Genomic DNA, 16,442 nt, shown 5'->3' on the forward strand with positions numbered 1-16,442 from the left:
TGGTGTACGCCGGATAGTCGACATCATCGAGATCGCGCAGATCAGTCCTGGTCACGAGCGGGCCTCCCACGGACACCACGGGTCGACCTGACCCTCACCCGACACTCTCCGAACCACGGTACCTCCAGTGGCGCCTTGACATAATCTACAGTACTCACTATAAGAAAAGTATCGGTCAGAACCTGGTGGACACACAGCTGGGGAGTGATCGAGATGGATGGCACGAGCATCGCCCGCACGGCGGGAAGCGACCTCGCGTGGCCCCTGGAGGTCGGGCCGGCTCGCTTCGCCGACCTGATCTGCGCGGAGCCCGCGTGGGTGCGCGCGGAGTTCGACGCGATCGTCGCCGCCAACTTCGGCTCCTCCGCGACGCGGCCTCTCCCGCCGCACGACCGGCCACCAGGACCAGCGCCCACCCGTCGCCACCGCGGCGACGAGGCGTCGTCGCGCCGCGACCCGCTGTCCCACGCTGTCAGCGGTGATCTCGCGCGGACCGCGCGGCGAGTCGGAGCTCGCGAACGGTCTCCTCCGCCGCCGCTGTGCGACGCCGCGCCGACCGCGCGGACCCTCTTCCCGGATCGCAGCACCAGCGAACACGTAAGGAGGTGATAACGGCACGACCGTACCGGGGCACCATCACGTGAACCTGCCCGTGGCAGCCGGCTCTCGTCGTTGGCTGGCACACCGGTGAGCAATGCCAGCACCGCGTCTCGTGACGCACCTACCGACCCGCCACGGCCAGCACCGGTCACGGTCGTCGCTGGGGACAGCGTCCAGCCTTCCTCGATCATGTGAATCCGCGAGGCCCGCCACTGCATCGCCAGGGCGGGCTTCGGCGCGTCCGGGCACCCCCAGGTTCCCTCGCCGTCGTCGCCGAAGTTGTGGTCACGGGAACAGAAAAGCTGAGCGGACCGTTAGCAAGAATGAGCGGCGGGGATGCAGCCCCGTCCGATCGGAACTGACCTGATCGACAACCTGATGGTGTGGAAGGAGACTGTGACATGTTGATGCGTACCGACCCGTTCCGCGAGCTCGACCGGCTGACCCAGCAGTTCTTCGGCGCCAACGGAACCGCGGCCCGTCCCGCGGCGATGCCGATGGACGCCTACCGCACCGGGGACGAGTACGTGGTCGCATTCGACCTGCCCGGCGTCAGCCCGGACTCGATCGAGGTGAACGTCGAGCAGAACGTGCTGACCGTCAAGGCCGAACGCCCCGGCCAGACCAAGGAGCACGTGGAGTACCAGGTCGCCGAGCGGCCCCGCGGCGTGTTCAGCCGGCAGCTGTTCCTGGGCGAGGCTCTGGACGCCGAGCACATCCAGGCCGGCTATGAGGCCGGTGTGCTGACGCTGCGAATCCCGGTGGCTGAGAAGGCCAAGCCCCGCAAGATCGCCATCAGCGCCGGCAGCGACCGCAAGCAGGTCAACGCCTGACCCGCACGCCCTCGCCGGCCCCGCCGACGCGCCCCGTCGGCGGGGTGTTTCCGGGGCCGTGCCGGGGGAAGCCGACGAGGTGCGGGAAAGGAGGGAACCGATGACCGACACCAGGCATGACGGCGCGGCGCCGATCGACGCAGCGCGGACCGAGGTCGCGCGCGTCGGCGGGACGCGGATCGACGGGGCGCTGGCCGATGCCCGGCGGCGGCTCGCCGACACCGCCACCGCCCTGCGCACCGGTTTCCCTGGCGCGGCCGAGGTGTCCGCGGTCATCACCGGCACGCACGAGGTCACCACCACCCTGGCCGACCTGGTGCAGACCCTGATGGACCGCACCCCGGCCCTCGCCGAGCGGCACGGCCCGCAGGTCAGCAACGAGATCCACGCCGATCTGCGGGCACTGCACGGCTGCCTGACCACCGGCGCACTGCTGCTCGCCCCCGCCCTGGACGACCTGGCCGGTACCAACCGCGACGGGAAGACGCCGCAAGGGGAGGAATGACGATGAGCCTGGACAAGCCCTGGAACGACGTGGCCGACCAGCTGCGCCCCGCCCGACCCGACCTGGAGGACGAGTCCGGCGCGGACCCGCTCACCGAGCCGATCGACGTGGTCGAGGCCGACCCGGCCGACGTGGCCGATCAGCGGCGCGTCGTGCCGCTGCCCGACGAGCCCGCCGACGACCAGTCCTGGCCGTGATCGACGGGAGCAACGTGCGATGCCCCGTTCCCGCACTCTTTCAGGATCACCGCCCGGCGCGTCGCTGGCCGTCGCGCTGACGAGGGTGACCGAGGCCGTGCAGCACGCGGTAGGCCGCGTGACAGCCGGCCACGGGCCCGGCCCTGCCGGCCTGCGCGAGGAGACCTGGCAGCTGATCTATCTGCTCGGCGCGTTGGGTGACCTGGCCGCAGCGCTGGCACCGCAGGTCGGCGGCTATCCCGAGCGGTATCGGCTGCGTGCCGACGACGACGTCGACCCCGCCGAGCACGTCGCCCGCACCTGCCGGGAACTGGCCGCGCTGCGCCACGCGCTGGACGAGGCGGAAGGTGCCGCCCGCGAGGTCTACACCGCCGTCAGCCACCTGCACACCGTGCCCGAGAACACCGTGCCCGAGGACACCACGGGAACGGCGAGCAGGACCGACCATCCCTGACGGAGCGGATGACCATGTCACCGTCACCGGTACCCGACCCGTACGAAGTACTCGGCGTCTCGCGGGAGGCGACGCCGAGCGAGATCGCCGCGGCCTACCGGGCACTGGTGCGCCACCTGCACCCCGACGCCGCGCACGCACCCACCGATCCGGCCCGCCTGACCGAGGTGCTCGCCGCCTACGCCGAGTTGCGCGATCCACGCCGACGCGCGACCGACGACCGCGACCATCCCGCCCCGTCACCATGTCGAGAGCCCATCTCCATTCCCGTGCGGATCCACCGCCCCGGTGCGCGCAGCCAACCCGACCTGCGAGTCGGCCCCGTCCGCCGCCACCTCCACTGACCGCGCGACTGACCGCCTCCGCACCGACTTTCACCGGGTCCGCGACTTGATGCCCGGCAGGCGTGTCACCACCGGTTCCCGCAGGTCATGTGGCATCGACTGCGCTGGCGCACCGGATGCACCCCCAGGGTTCATGGGTAACGGGCGGCCTGACGGGATACCCGAGGTAGTCAGGCGTTGCGGCGCCCGGCAGCCGACGAGAGGCAATCATGGACCGCGCACGGGACGAGATGTGGCCACAGGTGCTGGACGAGGTCACCGGCGCGCTGGAAAGCCTGACTGCGGCGTTGGGCAGCGTGGACGACTTCACCGTCTTGCTGCAGCAGGTGTGCGCCCAGGTCACCAAGGCCATACCGGGCGTGGACGAAGCGACCGTGACCCTGCTCGACGATGGCAACGCCCGGACCGCGGCCACGACCAGCGACGTCGTCGCCGGCCTCGACGGTGACCAGTACGCCCTCGGACACGGACCCTGCCTCGACGCCGCGCGATCAGGCGCGCTGGTGCGCGTGTCGATCGCCCAGGCCCGTGACCGCTGGCCGGACTTCGCCCGCGACGCCACCGAGGCAGGATTCGCAAGCTTCCTGTCCGCGCCGATCGTCATCGACGACGGGCACGCCGGCGCGGTGAACTGCTACAGCACCCACGCTCACGGCTTCGCCGAACTGGACGAGAAACTGCTCGACCTCTACACCAGCGCCGTCACGGCGGCCCTGCGCGTCTACCACCGCTACCAACACGCCCGCCGCACCGCCGCGCACTTGCGGACCGCGCTGGAGAGCCGGGCGGTGATCGACCAGGCCAAAGGCATCCTCATGGCGGTCAGGCGGATCGACGCCGACCAGGCATTCACCCTGCTGGTCGAGCAATCCCAGCGCGACAACATCAAGCTGCGTGACCTCGCCACCCGGTTCGTCGCGCACGTCACCAGCGCGTGATCCCCGACGAGGCGGTGATCGTCGTCAGCCAGCACTCCGGTTGTCCACCGACCGCTTCGGCGAGCAGCTGCTGGGTGGTGCGCAGCGCGGCAGCCAGTCGCGTGCGCCGGTCCCTCCAAGTCGTCGACGCGACGCTGGGTAGATCTCCACCCCACCTATGCTCTCGCACTCACCGCACAACCCACCCCGCATGTCTGACCACCGCCTGGCCACCTGTCCACGCAGGCGCACACCGTCACACCTGCCCAGGCTCGGCAGGACAGCAAGTGCGCGCCGCCGGTCAACCGTGCGGCCCTGCCAAATCAGGACGGTCCGCGGTGCTGATGTGCTCTTGCGTCTGATTCCCGAGTCGACAGGCCGTTCCAGCACTGCCGTCACACCATCCTTGAACTGCACCTTCATACTTCAATCCATTTAGCAATAGATCGACGCGTGAACTACATCACATAGGGAACATAGGTCAGGAGTAGTGCGTTGCTAGGGATGTCAGCGACGTGATGGTGCTGACGCGACGCGGTTGTCCGCGACGCGAGCACACGGACACGACGAAGGGAAGGAGGAGAACGCCATGCTGATGCGTACTGATCCGTTCCAGGCGCTGGACCGGTTGAGCCAGCAGTGGTTCGGCAGTGGTTTCGGCGGCGGCCTGTCGCGGTCGGCGGTCATGCCGATGGATGCCTACCGCTCCGGCGATGAGTTCGTGGTGCACTTCGACCTGCCCGGCGTGAGCCCAGAGTCCATCGATGTCGATGTGCAGAACAATGTGCTGACGGTCAAGGCGCAGCGCACCACGGTCATCGACGAGAACGGCGAGAAGGTCGAGACGATCATCAGTGAGCGGCCGACCGGCACGTTCAGCCGGCAGCTGTTCCTGGGTGACACCCTCGACACCGGCAACATCCAGGCCAGCTACGACGCCGGGGTCCTGACCCTGCGCATCCCGGTCGCCGAGGAGGCCAAGCCGCGCAAGATCGCCATCACCAGCGGCACCGGGGAACGCCAGGCGATCAACGCCTGACCCCTGGTCGCCGCTCCGCGGTGATAATTCGGCGCTCACCTCAGTGCACGTGGTGACGCGGTCATCGACGCCTGGGCGCCCCTGACCCTTTCCGGCGGCCTGGGCGCGAGCCGCCCGGCGTCCTGTCGACGCGGCAGCACGGGTGAAGTGCCGACCGTCCCGTCTCTTACGAGCCGGTCGTCGTGCGCGGTATTTGGCCGCGCACGACGACTGGCTCTGTTCTGTTGGTGGGGAACATCGGGAAGCGGTGGGAGGAGAGATCCACGATGGGCACGAATATCGGGCCGTACGTGGTGGCGGCGGGACTGGTGCTCGCCGTTGTCGGCGTGCTCGCGTGGACCGGTGGGCTGTCGTGGTTCGATCGTCTCCCGGGCGACATCCGCCTCATCGGCGAGAACGTCCGCGTCTACATGCCACTCACGTCCATGCTGTTGGTGTCCGTCGTGCTGTCTCTGGCCATGACGCTGCTTCGCCGATGAGGCTCGCGCCGACCGGCGCCGCGCCACCCGAATCTTTGTCAGGGAGGTGAGGATCATGATTCCCGCTCGTGGCTGGGATCGGCTGCACGAACTGGAGCAGCGGTTCGCCGACCTCGGTGACCGTCTGGACGCGGACTCCCCGGTGACCGAGGCACTGTCGGTGCTGCACGCGATCACCCAGGAAATCGTGCAGCACGTCCCCGTGACGGGGGAGACACAGGCCGTGGGGCACCAGGCGCCCGACGGCATCACCACGCAGGGCGTGACGCTGGAAGACGTCGCGAACTTGCACCGCAGCGCGCCCCCGATGCAGGGCGCCCGCGAGTCCACTGGCCTGGCGGTAGGCACCCGAGCACCCGATTTCACGTTGCCAGACGCGAAGAACCGGCCGGTGAGCCTCGCCGATTTCCGCGGGCACCCGGTCCTGCTCGTGTTCTACCCGCTGGACTGGAGCCATGGGTGCAGTCGACAGTTGGAGCTCTACCAGCAGGAGCTGCCGGAGTTCGCCAGCCGGGGTGTGACCGTGCTTGGCATCTCCGCGGACTCCCTCTACAGCCACGGCGCCTGGGCGGCCGTGCGCGGCATCACCTTCCCGCTGCTCGCGGACTTCCACCCCAAGGGTGAGGTCGCCCGCCGCTACCAGGTCTGGCGCGAGTCCGACGGGTTCAGCGAACGCGCGCTCTACCTCGTCGACGCCGACGGGGTCATCCGCTACGCGCACGTCTCGCCACAGGTGGACCACATCCCGGACATCTACGAACTGTTCGACGCGCTCGACCAGGTCGCCCAGCAACCCGCGTCGCGCGAACCCCACGACCTGACGAACCTGTGACCTGTCGAGGAGGTGACGACAATGACGATCCCGATGGTCGCCCCGATCAACCGCGCCGCCCGCACCGTCGGCACGGTCGCGCCCGCCGCGGTCGTCGTGTACGGAAACCGCTGGTGTGGCATCACCCAGATGGTGCGCCGCCTGCTGGACCGCGCCGGCGTGCCCTACCAGTACGTCGACCTGGACCTCAACCCCCAAGCCAGGCAACGACTGCGCTGGCTGGCCGGCGGAGACATCCGCAACCCCGTCGTCTACATCGGCGGCCAGTGGCTGGAACAACCCACCATCCAGGAGCTGCAATGGGCACTGACACGACACGGACTGCTGTAACCGGGGCGATCACACCGTGCCCTCGGTGCGGGCGCCGCAACCGGACTCCGGTTGCGGCAGCCGGCCATCCCCGCTGCGGGGCGTGCAAGACCGACCTGCCCTGGCTGGTCGACGCCGACGACACCAACTTCGAACCCGCCGTCCAGCACGGCACACTGCCCGTCCTCGTGGACATCTGGGCGCCCTGGTGCGGCCCCTGCCGCACGATGGCCCCGGTCATCGATCAACTCGCCCGCGACCAGGCCGGACGGCTCAAAGTCGTCAAGGTCAACGCCGACCACGCGCCCCGCACCGCCCAGCGACTCCAGGTCCGCGGTATCCCCACCCTCATCCTGATGAGCAACGGCACCGAACGCGGCCGGATGGTCGGCGCTCAACCCGCGCACGCCCTCCAGAACTGGCTCACTCAACAGGGGGCCATCGCCGGGACAGGAGGACCAAAATGATCTCGACCACCGGCGACGAGGTGATCGACCTCGAAGAACAGGGCTGGCAGGCCCTGTCGTCCACCCCAGAGACGGCGCGACGGTTCTACGAGCACATCCTCGACCACACCGCGGTCATGCTCCTACCCGGTGGCCTCGTGCTAGACAACCGGACGGCGATCCTGGACTCGCTGTCCGGCCCACCCTGGTCCGCCTACCAGCTGCGCGACCCACAAGTGCTCCACCCCACCAACGACACCGCGATCGTGACCTACGAAGCGACCGCCCACCGAGACGACGCACCCACCTACACCGCCCTGACGAGCAGCGTCTACGTGCGCCGCACCGACGGCTGGAAGCTGACCTTCCACCAGCAGACACCCCGATAGCACCCGCAGGAGGCAGCGCGTGCCGACAGCGTTCCCAGGCAACAGCGGGCACACCGGCCGCTGAGCTGGGTCCTCCGGCTCAGTTCAGCGGCCCGATGCTGCCCGCATCGACCAACTCCCGCACATCGGCCGGCAATGCCTCGCACACCTTGTCGACCACGCCGCCGGTCGTGGCTTCGCGGAACACCTCGAACACCACCCGTGCCCGGTACACCGCCGCCGGCTCGTCGGCGCGGTCCCGCTGGACGACTCGCATGACGAACTCGCCACGGTCGAACCGCACGCCGCTGCCCGCGCCGCCCATCGTGACCGTGCGCCGCAGGTGCTCGCTAATCTCCTGTGGCAGCTGCACCGCATCCCGCGACACCCAGAACACGCCAACCCGCCACGCCACCATCCCTCCCGAAGTGGATCAACACCCACCTTCAATAGGGAACTGCGGTGGCGCGGCCAGGGACGCAGCGTCGCCTTCACCTACACCGATGGCCGTCTGGTGTCCGATTCGCTCCACCTGTGCGGCTTCGTGTACCTGGTCGGCGACGACGAGGGCGAACTCAGCGGCGCGATCACCACCGACGAACTGGTCACGCTCCACTGGGACCGCGATCAGGCCGTGGACCTCGATGCGCTGCGTGGGGTGCTCGACCAGCCGCGTGTCACCGCCTGGTCCGGAACGACGCTCGGCAGGAACGAGTCGCATGACGGGCTCTGGCTCCGCCTGACCGTGACCGACCCTCGCGTGTGCCGGATCAAGGTTCACGCCGACGTCCCACCCGAGGTGTGCGACCCCGTAAGGGGATGGTGGCGCATGGCGCTGGTCGACGGCGACACGCTGGTCTACCTCACTGCCCGGCGACTGGAATCCGGCGACGAGGTGTGCTGGGAACTGGGCGCGATCGGTCATGGCCCGGCCGCCGCCGAGGTAACCGAGTACCTCTGCGAGGAGATCCGATCCTGGGCGCCCGAACGGAACCGGCACACGCCATCGCTCATCGTCTATCCGGCTGGTACTCCGGACAGCGAACTGGCCGGCTCCGCCATCGACAAGACCCACAGCAGGTTCGTCCTCACCTACGGCGACCTGACCAGGGTGACCTAACGCTGGCCTCAGCTGTGACCGGCGCTTCAGTTGGCCCAATTGAGCGCGGCTGTTGGCCAGTCGGAGCTCAAGCCGGGCTGGGTGCTCCGGGCTGCAACGTCCGCGCGGGAGCCAAACACGTGAACTCCCAGCTGACAGCACCAGCGCGTACCCTGCATCCGTGGATCAGATCACCGTTGACACGGCCGCCGTCGTTGTTCTCGCGGAGGGCTCATCGACGAGCGAGATATCTAACAGGCGCGGTCACCTCTTCGAGATGTTTATCGCAAAGCTTCTTGCGACGCAGGGATACGGCGATCCCCACCCTGAAAATCTAAACTTCACCAGCGAAGGTATCGAGCTGGACGTCCAGGCCCGTCACACCGTTACCAACGAGCAGCTGATTTGTGAGTGCAAAGCCTACAGCTCCAATGTGCGGGTCCCCTTGTTGACATCCTTTCTAGGGAAGTTCGCTCTAGCCCGAGCCGATGATGACCGGATTCACGGACTCTTCATTGCGCTCCCTCGTTTGACTCCCGAAGCGAAGGAGAAAGCCGACGCAGCTCAAGCAAAGTTGCCCGGCTTTCGATACCTCGGCTCTTATGAGATTTGCCAACTACTGCAGGCGGCAAATGTTCTGCCAAGTTGGGACGAAGGGCCAGAGATTCGATCAGACCCGACCGTCATCGTTACCGAGCATGGCGTCGTCCTGGCCGCCTGTGAACTTGACTCTCAAACTCGCCGAGCGTCCAGGTGGGTGACATGGACGCGGACGCAAGATGTTCCGGCTCCTGTTGTTCGCCTAATCGAGCGACATCTATCAAAGGGCCTTCCGGTTGTTCGCGCAGGCCATGAAGCGGGAGCGGTGCCGATTCGCGTCCCATCCTTGCCCAAAATTGTCGAGGTCCAGGGCAGCACGTCTGATTTCGAGTACCAACTTCCAGCGGCACCCGAATTCTTCATCGGCCGGAAAATCCTCGCGCAGTCGCTACTTGAAAAGCTCAGGGATCGCGACACGGCTGGTTCAATAGTAATTAATGCCAAATCCGGCTGGGGTAAGAGTTCGCTAGTTCTGCATCTGCAGAAGGGGATCGAGAAGGCAGGCGGCGTCGGCATCGTTATCGACTCAAGAACGGCGGAGCGATCCGAATTCGTTCCCGCCGCAATGGAACGCATTATTCGGAAGGCGGTCGAGAGAAAGGTTCTTGAGTTGCCGCCCCAGGCTGCGTTCAGCAGTCTGCAGAGCATCGTGGAGACTCTCAAGCGTGCCACCTGGACATCTCCCGCCCGGCCAATCTTTCTCGCTTTTGATCAATTTGAGAATGTTTTTCGAGACTCGGATCTTACCCGAGAGTTCCGCGATCTCGCATTTCTGATCCGCGAAATAAATGCGCCGTTGACGATCAGCTTTTCCTGGAAGACTGACGTGGTTGCATGGACCGAGGGGTACCCATTTGGGCTGCGAAATGATATACGTGACGCATCCCTAGTTTCCATCCTTGAACCGTTCGGGCCAAGCGAGGTCGAGGCCCTTCTGCGACGACTTGAGAAGTCGCTCGGCAGTAAGCTCAATCGCGATCTGCGACAAAGGCTTCGCGAGTACAATTCACAGGGCCTCCCGTGGCTCTTCAAGAAGTTCGGCGCCCATATACTCGCCGAGGTTGATCGCGGCGTCACGCAAGACGATCTCGCTAAGCAGGCACTGAACGCCCGCGGCCTGTTCGAAAGTGACCTTGCCCGGTTGAGCCCAAGTGAGCAAGCCGTTCTCCGAACCGTTGCTCAGGCGGCACCAGTCGCGATATCCGATCTTGACTACGATGTGGCCACTGGCGCCGTTCTGGATAGCCTGCTTCATCAACGTTTGGTAGTGCAGGTCGGTCATACTATCGACGTCTACTGGGATACCTTCCGTGACTATCTTAATAACGGCAGCGTGGCGATCGAGGACTCATACGTCGTCCGCTACGCCCCTCTCGGGGCCGGCCGCCTGTTGCGCGTGGTTGTTGCCGAAGGTGGTAGCGTTTCAGTCCCAGATGCAGCTGCGAGGTTGGATACGACAGCAACAGTTGTCTTTAACTACTCTCGTGAGCTTCGGCAATTCGGCGTGCTGAGTGCAGAGTCGAACCGCGTCACGCTTGAGCCGGACCTGCTCGATTCCCCCGATAGGGAAGAAGCTATTAGGGCGCGCGTTTCTCAGGCACTGCGTAGACATAAGATGTACAAGCTTGCTGCCGATATGCTCACCCGCGAGGACATCGTCTCAATTCCACAGTTTGCAGCTGTTCTTGCTGCCGAATTCAGGGCCGTGGCGGCGAAAAGTGATAGTTGGGTTACATATGCTCGCTCTTTCTGTCAATGGATGGAATATGCCGGTCTAGTGCGGCTTCTAGCAAACGGCATGACAAGGATGACGGAAAGCGATAGCGAACCCCTTGGTCGACTCTTGAGCGGAGCAGTACCTGTCCGGGTGCGGAGCCCTTTCCCTGGCGCAAACCCTGGGCCCGCCCTGCAGCTCCTGCTGCATCTCTCTGATCCAGCCGGGCACACCCGCCCTTCCAAGAACGGATTTGCGACCGCAGTCCGCGACCTAACCGCACTCGGCTTGGTGGATACCGATGAGGGCGAGCGTATCGTTCTGTCGGGCAACAGCGTGTTTTCGCACGGCGCGGTGGAGCCGGGACGACTCCGCGAGATCGTAGAACGGCAGCGGGGCATGCGCGAGGCGTTTGCTGCGCTGGAGTCAAATCCCGGCCTTTCTCCACTATCGCTTGGCATTGCACACAGGGACGCACTCGGCGCCGAATGGGCAGAATCGACGATGCTTTCGGCTGGAAAGTTTATTCGTGCATGGGCCAGAGCGTGCGGAATCTCTACACAGCTACGCACGACTGACCGACAAGACTGATCGCTTCTTGGCCGAACCCGACCATGAGCATCACGTTAAGTAGCCGCGAAGCGCGCTCACGGCTACGGTCGCCACAAGTGATCGAGTCCTGGCCGACAGCTGAGCACCGGACTGGCCAACTGACGCGCTCTCTCACACCAATCGCCGTTAGGTCGAGGCTCGGCCTGCTCGCTGTTCGGGCTGCGTCGACGTGGTCAACCGGGAAGCGGACAAACCGGCGGTCGCCGCGGACACGGATGTCAGTGAGTTGGGCGGCCGAAGGGCCCTCGCTGTCGCGCGGTGTCTGCACGTGACGTAGGAGTAGGAGCATGGTGACCGCGGTTGTGTTCGACGTGGGCGAGACGTTGCTGGACGACTCGCGGGAGTGGGGTGCGTGGGCCGACTGGATCGGCGTCTCGCGCCATACCTTCTCGACAGTGCTGGGCGCGGTCACCGCCGCTGGCCGGGACAATGCCGAGACGTTCCAGTACTTCAAGCCGGGCTTCGACCTTGCACGGGAACGACGGCTGCGCGAGGAGGCCGGCCAGGGTGAGCACATCGAGGACAGCGACCTTTACAGCGATGTGCGGCCCGGCCTGGTCGCGCTGCGAGAACGCGGCTTGTGGGTCGGGGTGGCCGGGAACCAGACCGCTCGCGCAGCCGAGCTGTTGCGTGCACTGGAGCTGCCGGTGGACCGGATCGCGACCTCGGGCGAATGGGGTGTCGCCAAGCCGTCGCCCGAGTTCTTCGCCCGCGTGGCGGAGATGGTGCCCGACGAACCGGGCGAGACGGTATACGTGGGTGACCACCGGGACAACGACGTAGTTGCCGCGAAGGCAGCTGGGTTCCGCACGGCACTGATCCGGCGGGGCCCGTGGGGCTATCTGTGGGCTGACGACCCGTTGGTCCGTCGCGACGCGGATTGGGTGATCGACTCCCTTCACGACCTGCCGGATCTGCTATCCCCGCGCTGAGCGGCTGTGGCAGGCGGATCAGCGAGCACGGGCCCAAGCGGCGAGGTCGAGCAAGCCGGCGCTGGGCGCGCTGTGGGTGCGCAGGAGGGACGAGAGGGACTGGCGGACCTGCGGGTGGGTGCGGGTGTGCTCGGGCGCGGCCTGGCGGGCCGCCTGAAGGCACAGGTGAGCGTCTTCGTGGCGACCGAGGGTGAGCTGGGCGCGGGCCAGATCGATGAAGTAGTGGGAACGACGCTCGGCGGGAAGTTCGTCGGGCGGGCGCCAGGACGCCGCGCGTTCGATACCCAATGGATCTCGAAGTTCGACCGCGACCGCGAGTTCGTGGATGCGCAGCGAGGCCGGGCCGAACGCGGTGCCCACGTAGATGCCCTCGGGCACACTGCCCGCGGCGCGGCGAGCCTCACGCAGGTGGTCGGCGGCGAGGTCGGCCTTGCCCGCCCGACCAGCCACGACTGCCGCGCGCATGTGCAGGGCACCGAACGCGGCCAAGGAGGAGGTCGTGCCGAGATCGGGCACGTGGTCAGCGGCGAGTTCGAGAGCGCGGGCGGCGGTATCCAGGTCGCCGGTGGCGAAGAAGGTTTCGGTTCGCACGTATGCAACGGCGGCCAGCAGCAGCGGGTCCTCGGCGATCTGGGCGGCCGAGCGCATCAGGTCGATCAGCCGGGCTGACAGATCCAGGTAGCCGAACTTGAACGCCACGCCGTCAGCAGCCCGCAACGCCAAGGTCAGCAGGGCGGCGGCGTGGCGCTGGCCTGCAGCGTCGCCCAGTTGACCGGCACGGGCGAGTTCGGCGATGAGGTCGGGCAGGCGGCGGGCGAGGTTGCCGTAGCGGGACTGCAGCCGGTCGTCGCTGGCGCGGATGATCTCGCCGTGCAGGTCGTCCGGAGACCTGGTTGGTCCGTCGTCGGGCAGGTCCAGTCGGTCAAGCGCGCGGCGCAGGCGCGGGATGGCGGCGTGGATGACGTCGGCATCGGGTGCCGGTGCGTCCTCGTGAACGGTCCGCTCGGCAGGGAGCGTCACCAGGCTCGACGAAGGTGAGATCAGGACCGTGGTGATGTCGGCAGCAGGTTGCCGAAGGCTACGTCGTAGCAGGTCGTCGAGTACGTCGAGCGAGATCTGCAGGGCGGTGGCGAGGCCGCGCCGCTGCCAAGGCTGAGGTGACTGGACCCCACGTTCCCAACGTCCGATGGTGGTCCGTTCGACCTTCAGGGTGACGGCGAGGGACTCCTGGGTATAACCAGCGGCCTCGCGGGCAGCTGCGAGCGGGGTGAGAGGCCGTGCTGCCATCGCGTCGTCCCTCCTGCCAGACCCTCCATAGCGCACAGTACTCGCCGGTTTTCGCAGCGTAGGGAAGGTGTCGCCTCATCGCTGCCTCATGGCCGCTCCGTTCTCGACCACGGCTGACGATCCGGCTGACCGCCAAACGCAGTTGCCCGCCCATCTGGGTGAAGCCCCTCGCTCCAGCAGACCACTAGCGCCCTGGTCAGCGCCTGGGCCGCCCCGTTGACGCCTCGTTCTCGCCGCACGGCCGCTCTGGTGATCGGCAAGGGCGGCGTCGTTGACTGGGATTCGGCCTGCGGTGGGCGACCTCCGACCGCCCATCGCAGGCCATACCGGTCTCGGCCACTCCTCTCGGTACGGAAAGTGAGCTTGTTGCAGTGGATATGCGCGAGGTGCAACCAGCACGCTCACCCGCGCCGGTTGACCAGTCGAGCCTGGTGCCCCGCTGATGTCGCACAAGATCACCATCGAGCACTCGTTCGCGTCCGGGCATCGCTTACCGCACCTGGGCGGCAAATGTGTAAGCCTGCACGGCCACTCCTGGTCGGTCGCGGTGACAGTGAGCGCCGCGGAGCTAAGCCCCGAGGTGACCGTCGTGGAGTTCGGCGCGCTGAAGGTCGGGGTACGGCGCTGGATCGACGAGCACCTCGACCACGCCACGATGCTCGGCGTCCGCGATCGGCTGATCGCGCCGCTGGTCGCCGAAGGCAACCGGGTGTTCCGCTTCGGGGCCGAGCAACCGGCCGACCATGCCGAAGAATTCGGATACGGGCTGCCGTGGCCCACGGTGGAGGCAGTGGCGGTACTGCTGGGCCGAGTCGCCGAGAGCACGCTGATCGGACTTGCACGCGCCGACGGTGCGCGGGTCGAGCGGGTCCTGGTCCGCGAGACCCAGTTGAACACTGCCGTCTACGAACCCCGGTTGTGCGATGAGCACCACCACGTTGGCCTCTTTGAGGCGTCACCTCGGTTATCGTCCTGTCCGTCGATCGTGAGAGCACCATGATGACCTCCACCACCACTCCAGCTCTCGGTCCGCTTGTCGGGGCATACGGCCTCGTCGGGCACGAGGAGCGTCTCCTGCTCGTCCGAGACCGGGACGCCAGCGCCTTCCGGCTACCCGGCGGTCGAGTACAACCAGGTGAATCCGTTGAGGACGCCCTGCGGCGCTCCGTGCGGGAACAGACCGACGTCGACCTCGCCTACCTCGACTTCTGTGCCACCGTGGAACTGCGCGATCACACCTCACCGAACGGGCCTGCCCTCTACGAACTGGCCCTGCTGTTCGACGTGACTCTCGCTGGCCCCGAAGCCGCCCGGTCCAGCGAACACGAACTGCGGTGGCTCACCCAAGCGGACCTCCACCAAGTCGAGCTGCGCCCCGCGGTCATCGCGGAACGACTGCGAAGCGACGCGCTGACTGTCGAACACCCGTGGTGGCCGCACTACTCCTGACCCTCACCGTCCACGGCCCGGTCCATTTGGCGCAGCTACGTGAGCCGGGCGCGCCCGAAGAACCGAAGGAACCATGCTGTCGGCACCCGACCTCACCGCTGCCCTGCCCGCGGCACAGGCCGCGATCGATCTTGCGGTCGAGCATGTCCTCAGCCACCGTCCTCGCTCGATCCGGTACAAGGGCGACCGCGACCCTGTGTCCGAAGTGGACGAGGACGTCGAACACGTGGTCCGCCAACGGTTGATTGCCGATGGACGCACCGAAATCGGGTTCCTCGGAGAGGAAACCGGCTCGGTTGGCAACCAGGAGACGTACTGGGTTCTCGATCCCATCGACGGCACGATCAACCACCACCACGGCAGTCCCTTGTGCGCGATCGCGCTCGGGCTCGTGCACAACCACCGCCCCATCCTCGGCGTCACAGCGCTTCCCTTTCTCGGACACCGCTACTGGGCGACCGACGGGCAGGGCGCTTACCGCGACGGAGAACCAATCGCCGCCTCGGGCACTGAGTCGCTCGATCGAGCCCTGATCGGGTTCAGCGACTATGGCAGCGGCCAGGACACTGCGCTACGAGACGTGCTCTGCTCCACTGTGGACCGGGAACTCACGGCACGAGCACAAGGGCTTCGCCGTTACGGCTCGTCCGCACTTGACCTCGTCTGGGTCGCCGACGGCACCCTTGATGCCTGCGTCCTGCTCGGCAACCGGACGTGGGACACCGCGGCCGGGGCCGTCATCGCCCGAGAGGCCGGAGCCCTCGTCCTGGATGCCGACGCCAGCCCACACACCACTCGTTCCCGGTGCGCGATTGCCACCACGCCAGGACTTCGCGAGGAGTTGCTGCCCTTCCTGCACGTCCTGCGTGGCACCCGTTTTTGGCCCGATGGCGACCGACACGAACCCGTCATGAGTCCGACCAGTTTGCCGCAGAGCAGTGAACCACAGTGAGGAGCCGGACACGAAGGCGGACGCGATGGTGATCCTGCCGAGTCCTCGCTGCTCGCCGGAAACCCCCGAACTGCCGTTCGATGCTGTCCACGGTAAAGCCGCGTGCCGCCATGCCGACAACGGACCACTCACCGAGTACCTCCCCAGCCTTGGACAACTGCCCGCCACGGGGCCGTCCGCGGTTCCGCTCGACCTCGACGAGGAACGAGCCGCCGCGCGGCGGGCCGCGCTGGAGGGACCGCGGCCCGACGACGAGCACCTGGCGCTTCTCGACCGCGTGCTGCAAGCACTGCGCCGCCTGTGACCAGCGCCGCCGCGACCTTGGCTGGAGTCCGTTTCATGCACCCGGCAACCGATGGCCTCAAGATTCCCGACCCGATCCCGGACGCTTCGATCTTCCAGCCCGCGCCGTGGGTCGCTCCGTCTTCCGAGCAGCTTCCCTTCCTCCGCCGGCGGCTTCACGAGCACTACGCC

22 protein-coding genes are annotated in these 16,442 nt (G+C 66.8%); 20 read left to right on the forward strand and 2 right to left on the reverse strand.

The genetic code is table 11. From position 1 onward, the window contains the following. Positions 1-213 precede the first annotated feature (213 nt). The 13 genes from H5411_RS38615 (at position 214) to H5411_RS38675 (ending at position 7,344) form a co-directional block, all read left to right on the forward strand. The gene (locus H5411_RS38615; RefSeq protein ID WP_143271349.1) at positions 214-609 is read left to right on the forward strand and encodes a hypothetical protein; all 396 of its coding nucleotides are present in this window, start codon (positions 214-216) and stop codon (positions 607-609) included. A 392-nt stretch (positions 610-1,001) separates the two neighbouring features. Next, positions 1,002-1,433, forward strand: coding sequence for an Hsp20/alpha crystallin family protein (locus H5411_RS38620; protein WP_098085284.1), 432 nt, complete (start codon positions 1,002-1,004; stop codon positions 1,431-1,433). A 100-nt stretch (positions 1,434-1,533) separates the two neighbouring features. Continuing rightward, the gene (locus H5411_RS38625; protein WP_098085281.1) at positions 1,534-1,938 is read left to right on the forward strand and encodes a hypothetical protein; all 405 of its coding nucleotides are present in this window, start codon (positions 1,534-1,536) and stop codon (positions 1,936-1,938) included. Positions 1,939-1,940: 2 nt separating this feature from the next. Further along, entirely contained in the window at positions 1,941-2,135 is a 195-nt protein-coding gene (locus H5411_RS38630; RefSeq protein ID WP_098085278.1) for a hypothetical protein, read from the forward strand. An 85-nt stretch (positions 2,136-2,220) separates the two neighbouring features. Next, positions 2,221-2,589 carry a hypothetical protein gene (locus H5411_RS38635; protein WP_098085277.1) on the forward strand — a complete coding sequence of 123 codons (369 nt, stop codon included), beginning with the start codon at positions 2,221-2,223 and terminating at the stop codon, positions 2,587-2,589. A gap of 14 nt (positions 2,590-2,603) precedes the next feature. Beyond that, complete coding sequence (locus tag H5411_RS38640) at positions 2,604-2,933, forward strand: J domain-containing protein (RefSeq protein ID WP_098087039.1); 330 nt, start codon at positions 2,604-2,606, stop codon at positions 2,931-2,933. Between the two features lie 209 nt (positions 2,934-3,142). After that, positions 3,143-3,871, forward strand: coding sequence for a GAF and ANTAR domain-containing protein (locus H5411_RS38645; RefSeq protein WP_098085274.1), 729 nt, complete (start codon positions 3,143-3,145; stop codon positions 3,869-3,871). Positions 3,872-4,439: 568 nt separating this feature from the next. Beyond that, positions 4,440-4,889 (forward strand): Hsp20/alpha crystallin family protein, encoded by a 450-nt coding sequence (locus tag H5411_RS38650; protein WP_098085272.1) that lies wholly within the window; start codon positions 4,440-4,442, stop codon positions 4,887-4,889. Between the two features lie 266 nt (positions 4,890-5,155). Then, positions 5,156-5,368 (forward strand): DUF2905 domain-containing protein, encoded by a 213-nt coding sequence (locus tag H5411_RS38655; RefSeq protein WP_098087038.1) that lies wholly within the window; start codon positions 5,156-5,158, stop codon positions 5,366-5,368. 55 nt (positions 5,369-5,423) lie between these two features. Then, a complete protein-coding gene (locus H5411_RS38660; protein WP_098085268.1) occupies positions 5,424-6,200 on the forward strand; it encodes a redoxin domain-containing protein in 777 nt (258 codons plus the stop codon). A gap of 21 nt (positions 6,201-6,221) precedes the next feature. Further along, a complete protein-coding gene (locus tag H5411_RS38665; protein WP_098085266.1) occupies positions 6,222-6,530 on the forward strand; it encodes a glutaredoxin family protein in 309 nt (102 codons plus the stop codon). Continuing rightward, positions 6,500-6,976: a thioredoxin gene (gene trxA / locus H5411_RS38670; protein WP_098085263.1), complete on the forward strand. Its 477-nt coding sequence runs from the start codon at positions 6,500-6,502 to the stop codon at positions 6,974-6,976. The genes H5411_RS38665 and trxA overlap by 31 nt, the downstream gene beginning before the upstream one ends. Further along, positions 6,973-7,344 (forward strand): nuclear transport factor 2 family protein, encoded by a 372-nt coding sequence (locus H5411_RS38675; RefSeq protein WP_098085261.1) that lies wholly within the window; start codon positions 6,973-6,975, stop codon positions 7,342-7,344. Before trxA ends, H5411_RS38675 begins: the two co-directional genes overlap by 4 nt. A 79-nt stretch (positions 7,345-7,423) precedes the next feature. Here the strand turns inward: H5411_RS38675 and H5411_RS38680 are convergent, their stop codons facing one another. Further along, complete coding sequence (locus H5411_RS38680; protein WP_009151846.1) at positions 7,424-7,738, reverse strand: DUF2267 domain-containing protein; 315 nt, start codon at positions 7,736-7,738, stop codon at positions 7,424-7,426. A gap of 99 nt (positions 7,739-7,837) precedes the next feature. Here H5411_RS38680 and H5411_RS38685 point away from each other — a divergent pair, with 99 nt between their 5' ends. From H5411_RS38685 to H5411_RS38695, 3 genes are all read left to right on the forward strand, one after another. Continuing rightward, the gene (locus H5411_RS38685; RefSeq protein ID WP_098085258.1) at positions 7,838-8,443 is read left to right on the forward strand and encodes a hypothetical protein; all 606 of its coding nucleotides are present in this window, start codon (positions 7,838-7,840) and stop codon (positions 8,441-8,443) included. Between the two features lie 160 nt (positions 8,444-8,603). Continuing rightward, the gene (locus tag H5411_RS38690) at positions 8,604-11,327 is read left to right on the forward strand and encodes an nSTAND1 domain-containing NTPase (protein WP_183126651.1); all 2,724 of its coding nucleotides are present in this window, start codon (positions 8,604-8,606) and stop codon (positions 11,325-11,327) included. Positions 11,328-11,635: 308 nt separating this feature from the next. Then, positions 11,636-12,280, forward strand: a complete 645-nt coding sequence (locus tag H5411_RS38695; protein WP_110341264.1) for an HAD family hydrolase — start codon at positions 11,636-11,638, stop codon at positions 12,278-12,280. An 18-nt stretch (positions 12,281-12,298) separates the two neighbouring features. On the opposite strand, the gene H5411_RS38700 is transcribed toward H5411_RS38695, so the two are convergent. Next, a complete protein-coding gene (locus H5411_RS38700) occupies positions 12,299-13,567 on the reverse strand; it encodes a helix-turn-helix domain-containing protein (protein WP_110341262.1) in 1,269 nt (422 codons plus the stop codon). Between the two features lie 442 nt (positions 13,568-14,009). On the opposite strand from H5411_RS38700, the gene H5411_RS38705 reads away from it, so the two are divergent. From H5411_RS38705 to H5411_RS38720, 4 genes are all read left to right on the forward strand, one after another. Then, positions 14,010-14,567, forward strand: coding sequence for a 6-pyruvoyl trahydropterin synthase family protein (locus tag H5411_RS38705; RefSeq protein ID WP_112276357.1), 558 nt, complete (start codon positions 14,010-14,012; stop codon positions 14,565-14,567). Further along, on the forward strand, positions 14,564-15,016 hold the full coding sequence (locus H5411_RS38710; protein ID WP_098085249.1) for an NUDIX domain-containing protein: 453 nt from the start codon (positions 14,564-14,566) through the stop codon (positions 15,014-15,016). The genes H5411_RS38705 and H5411_RS38710 overlap by 4 nt, the downstream gene beginning before the upstream one ends. 73 nt (positions 15,017-15,089) lie before the next feature. Further along, positions 15,090-15,968: an inositol monophosphatase family protein gene (locus tag H5411_RS38715; RefSeq protein ID WP_098085246.1), complete on the forward strand. Its 879-nt coding sequence runs from the start codon at positions 15,090-15,092 to the stop codon at positions 15,966-15,968. After that, positions 15,955-16,272 carry a hypothetical protein gene (locus H5411_RS38720; RefSeq protein ID WP_098085244.1) on the forward strand — a complete coding sequence of 106 codons (318 nt, stop codon included), beginning with the start codon at positions 15,955-15,957 and terminating at the stop codon, positions 16,270-16,272. Before H5411_RS38715 ends, H5411_RS38720 begins: the two co-directional genes overlap by 14 nt. The last annotated feature ends 170 nt before the right edge of the window (positions 16,273-16,442 follow it).

It is taken from the genome of Amycolatopsis echigonensis (assembly GCF_014174495.1).
Taxonomy (GTDB): domain Bacteria; phylum Actinomycetota; class Actinomycetes; order Mycobacteriales; family Pseudonocardiaceae; genus Amycolatopsis; species Amycolatopsis echigonensis.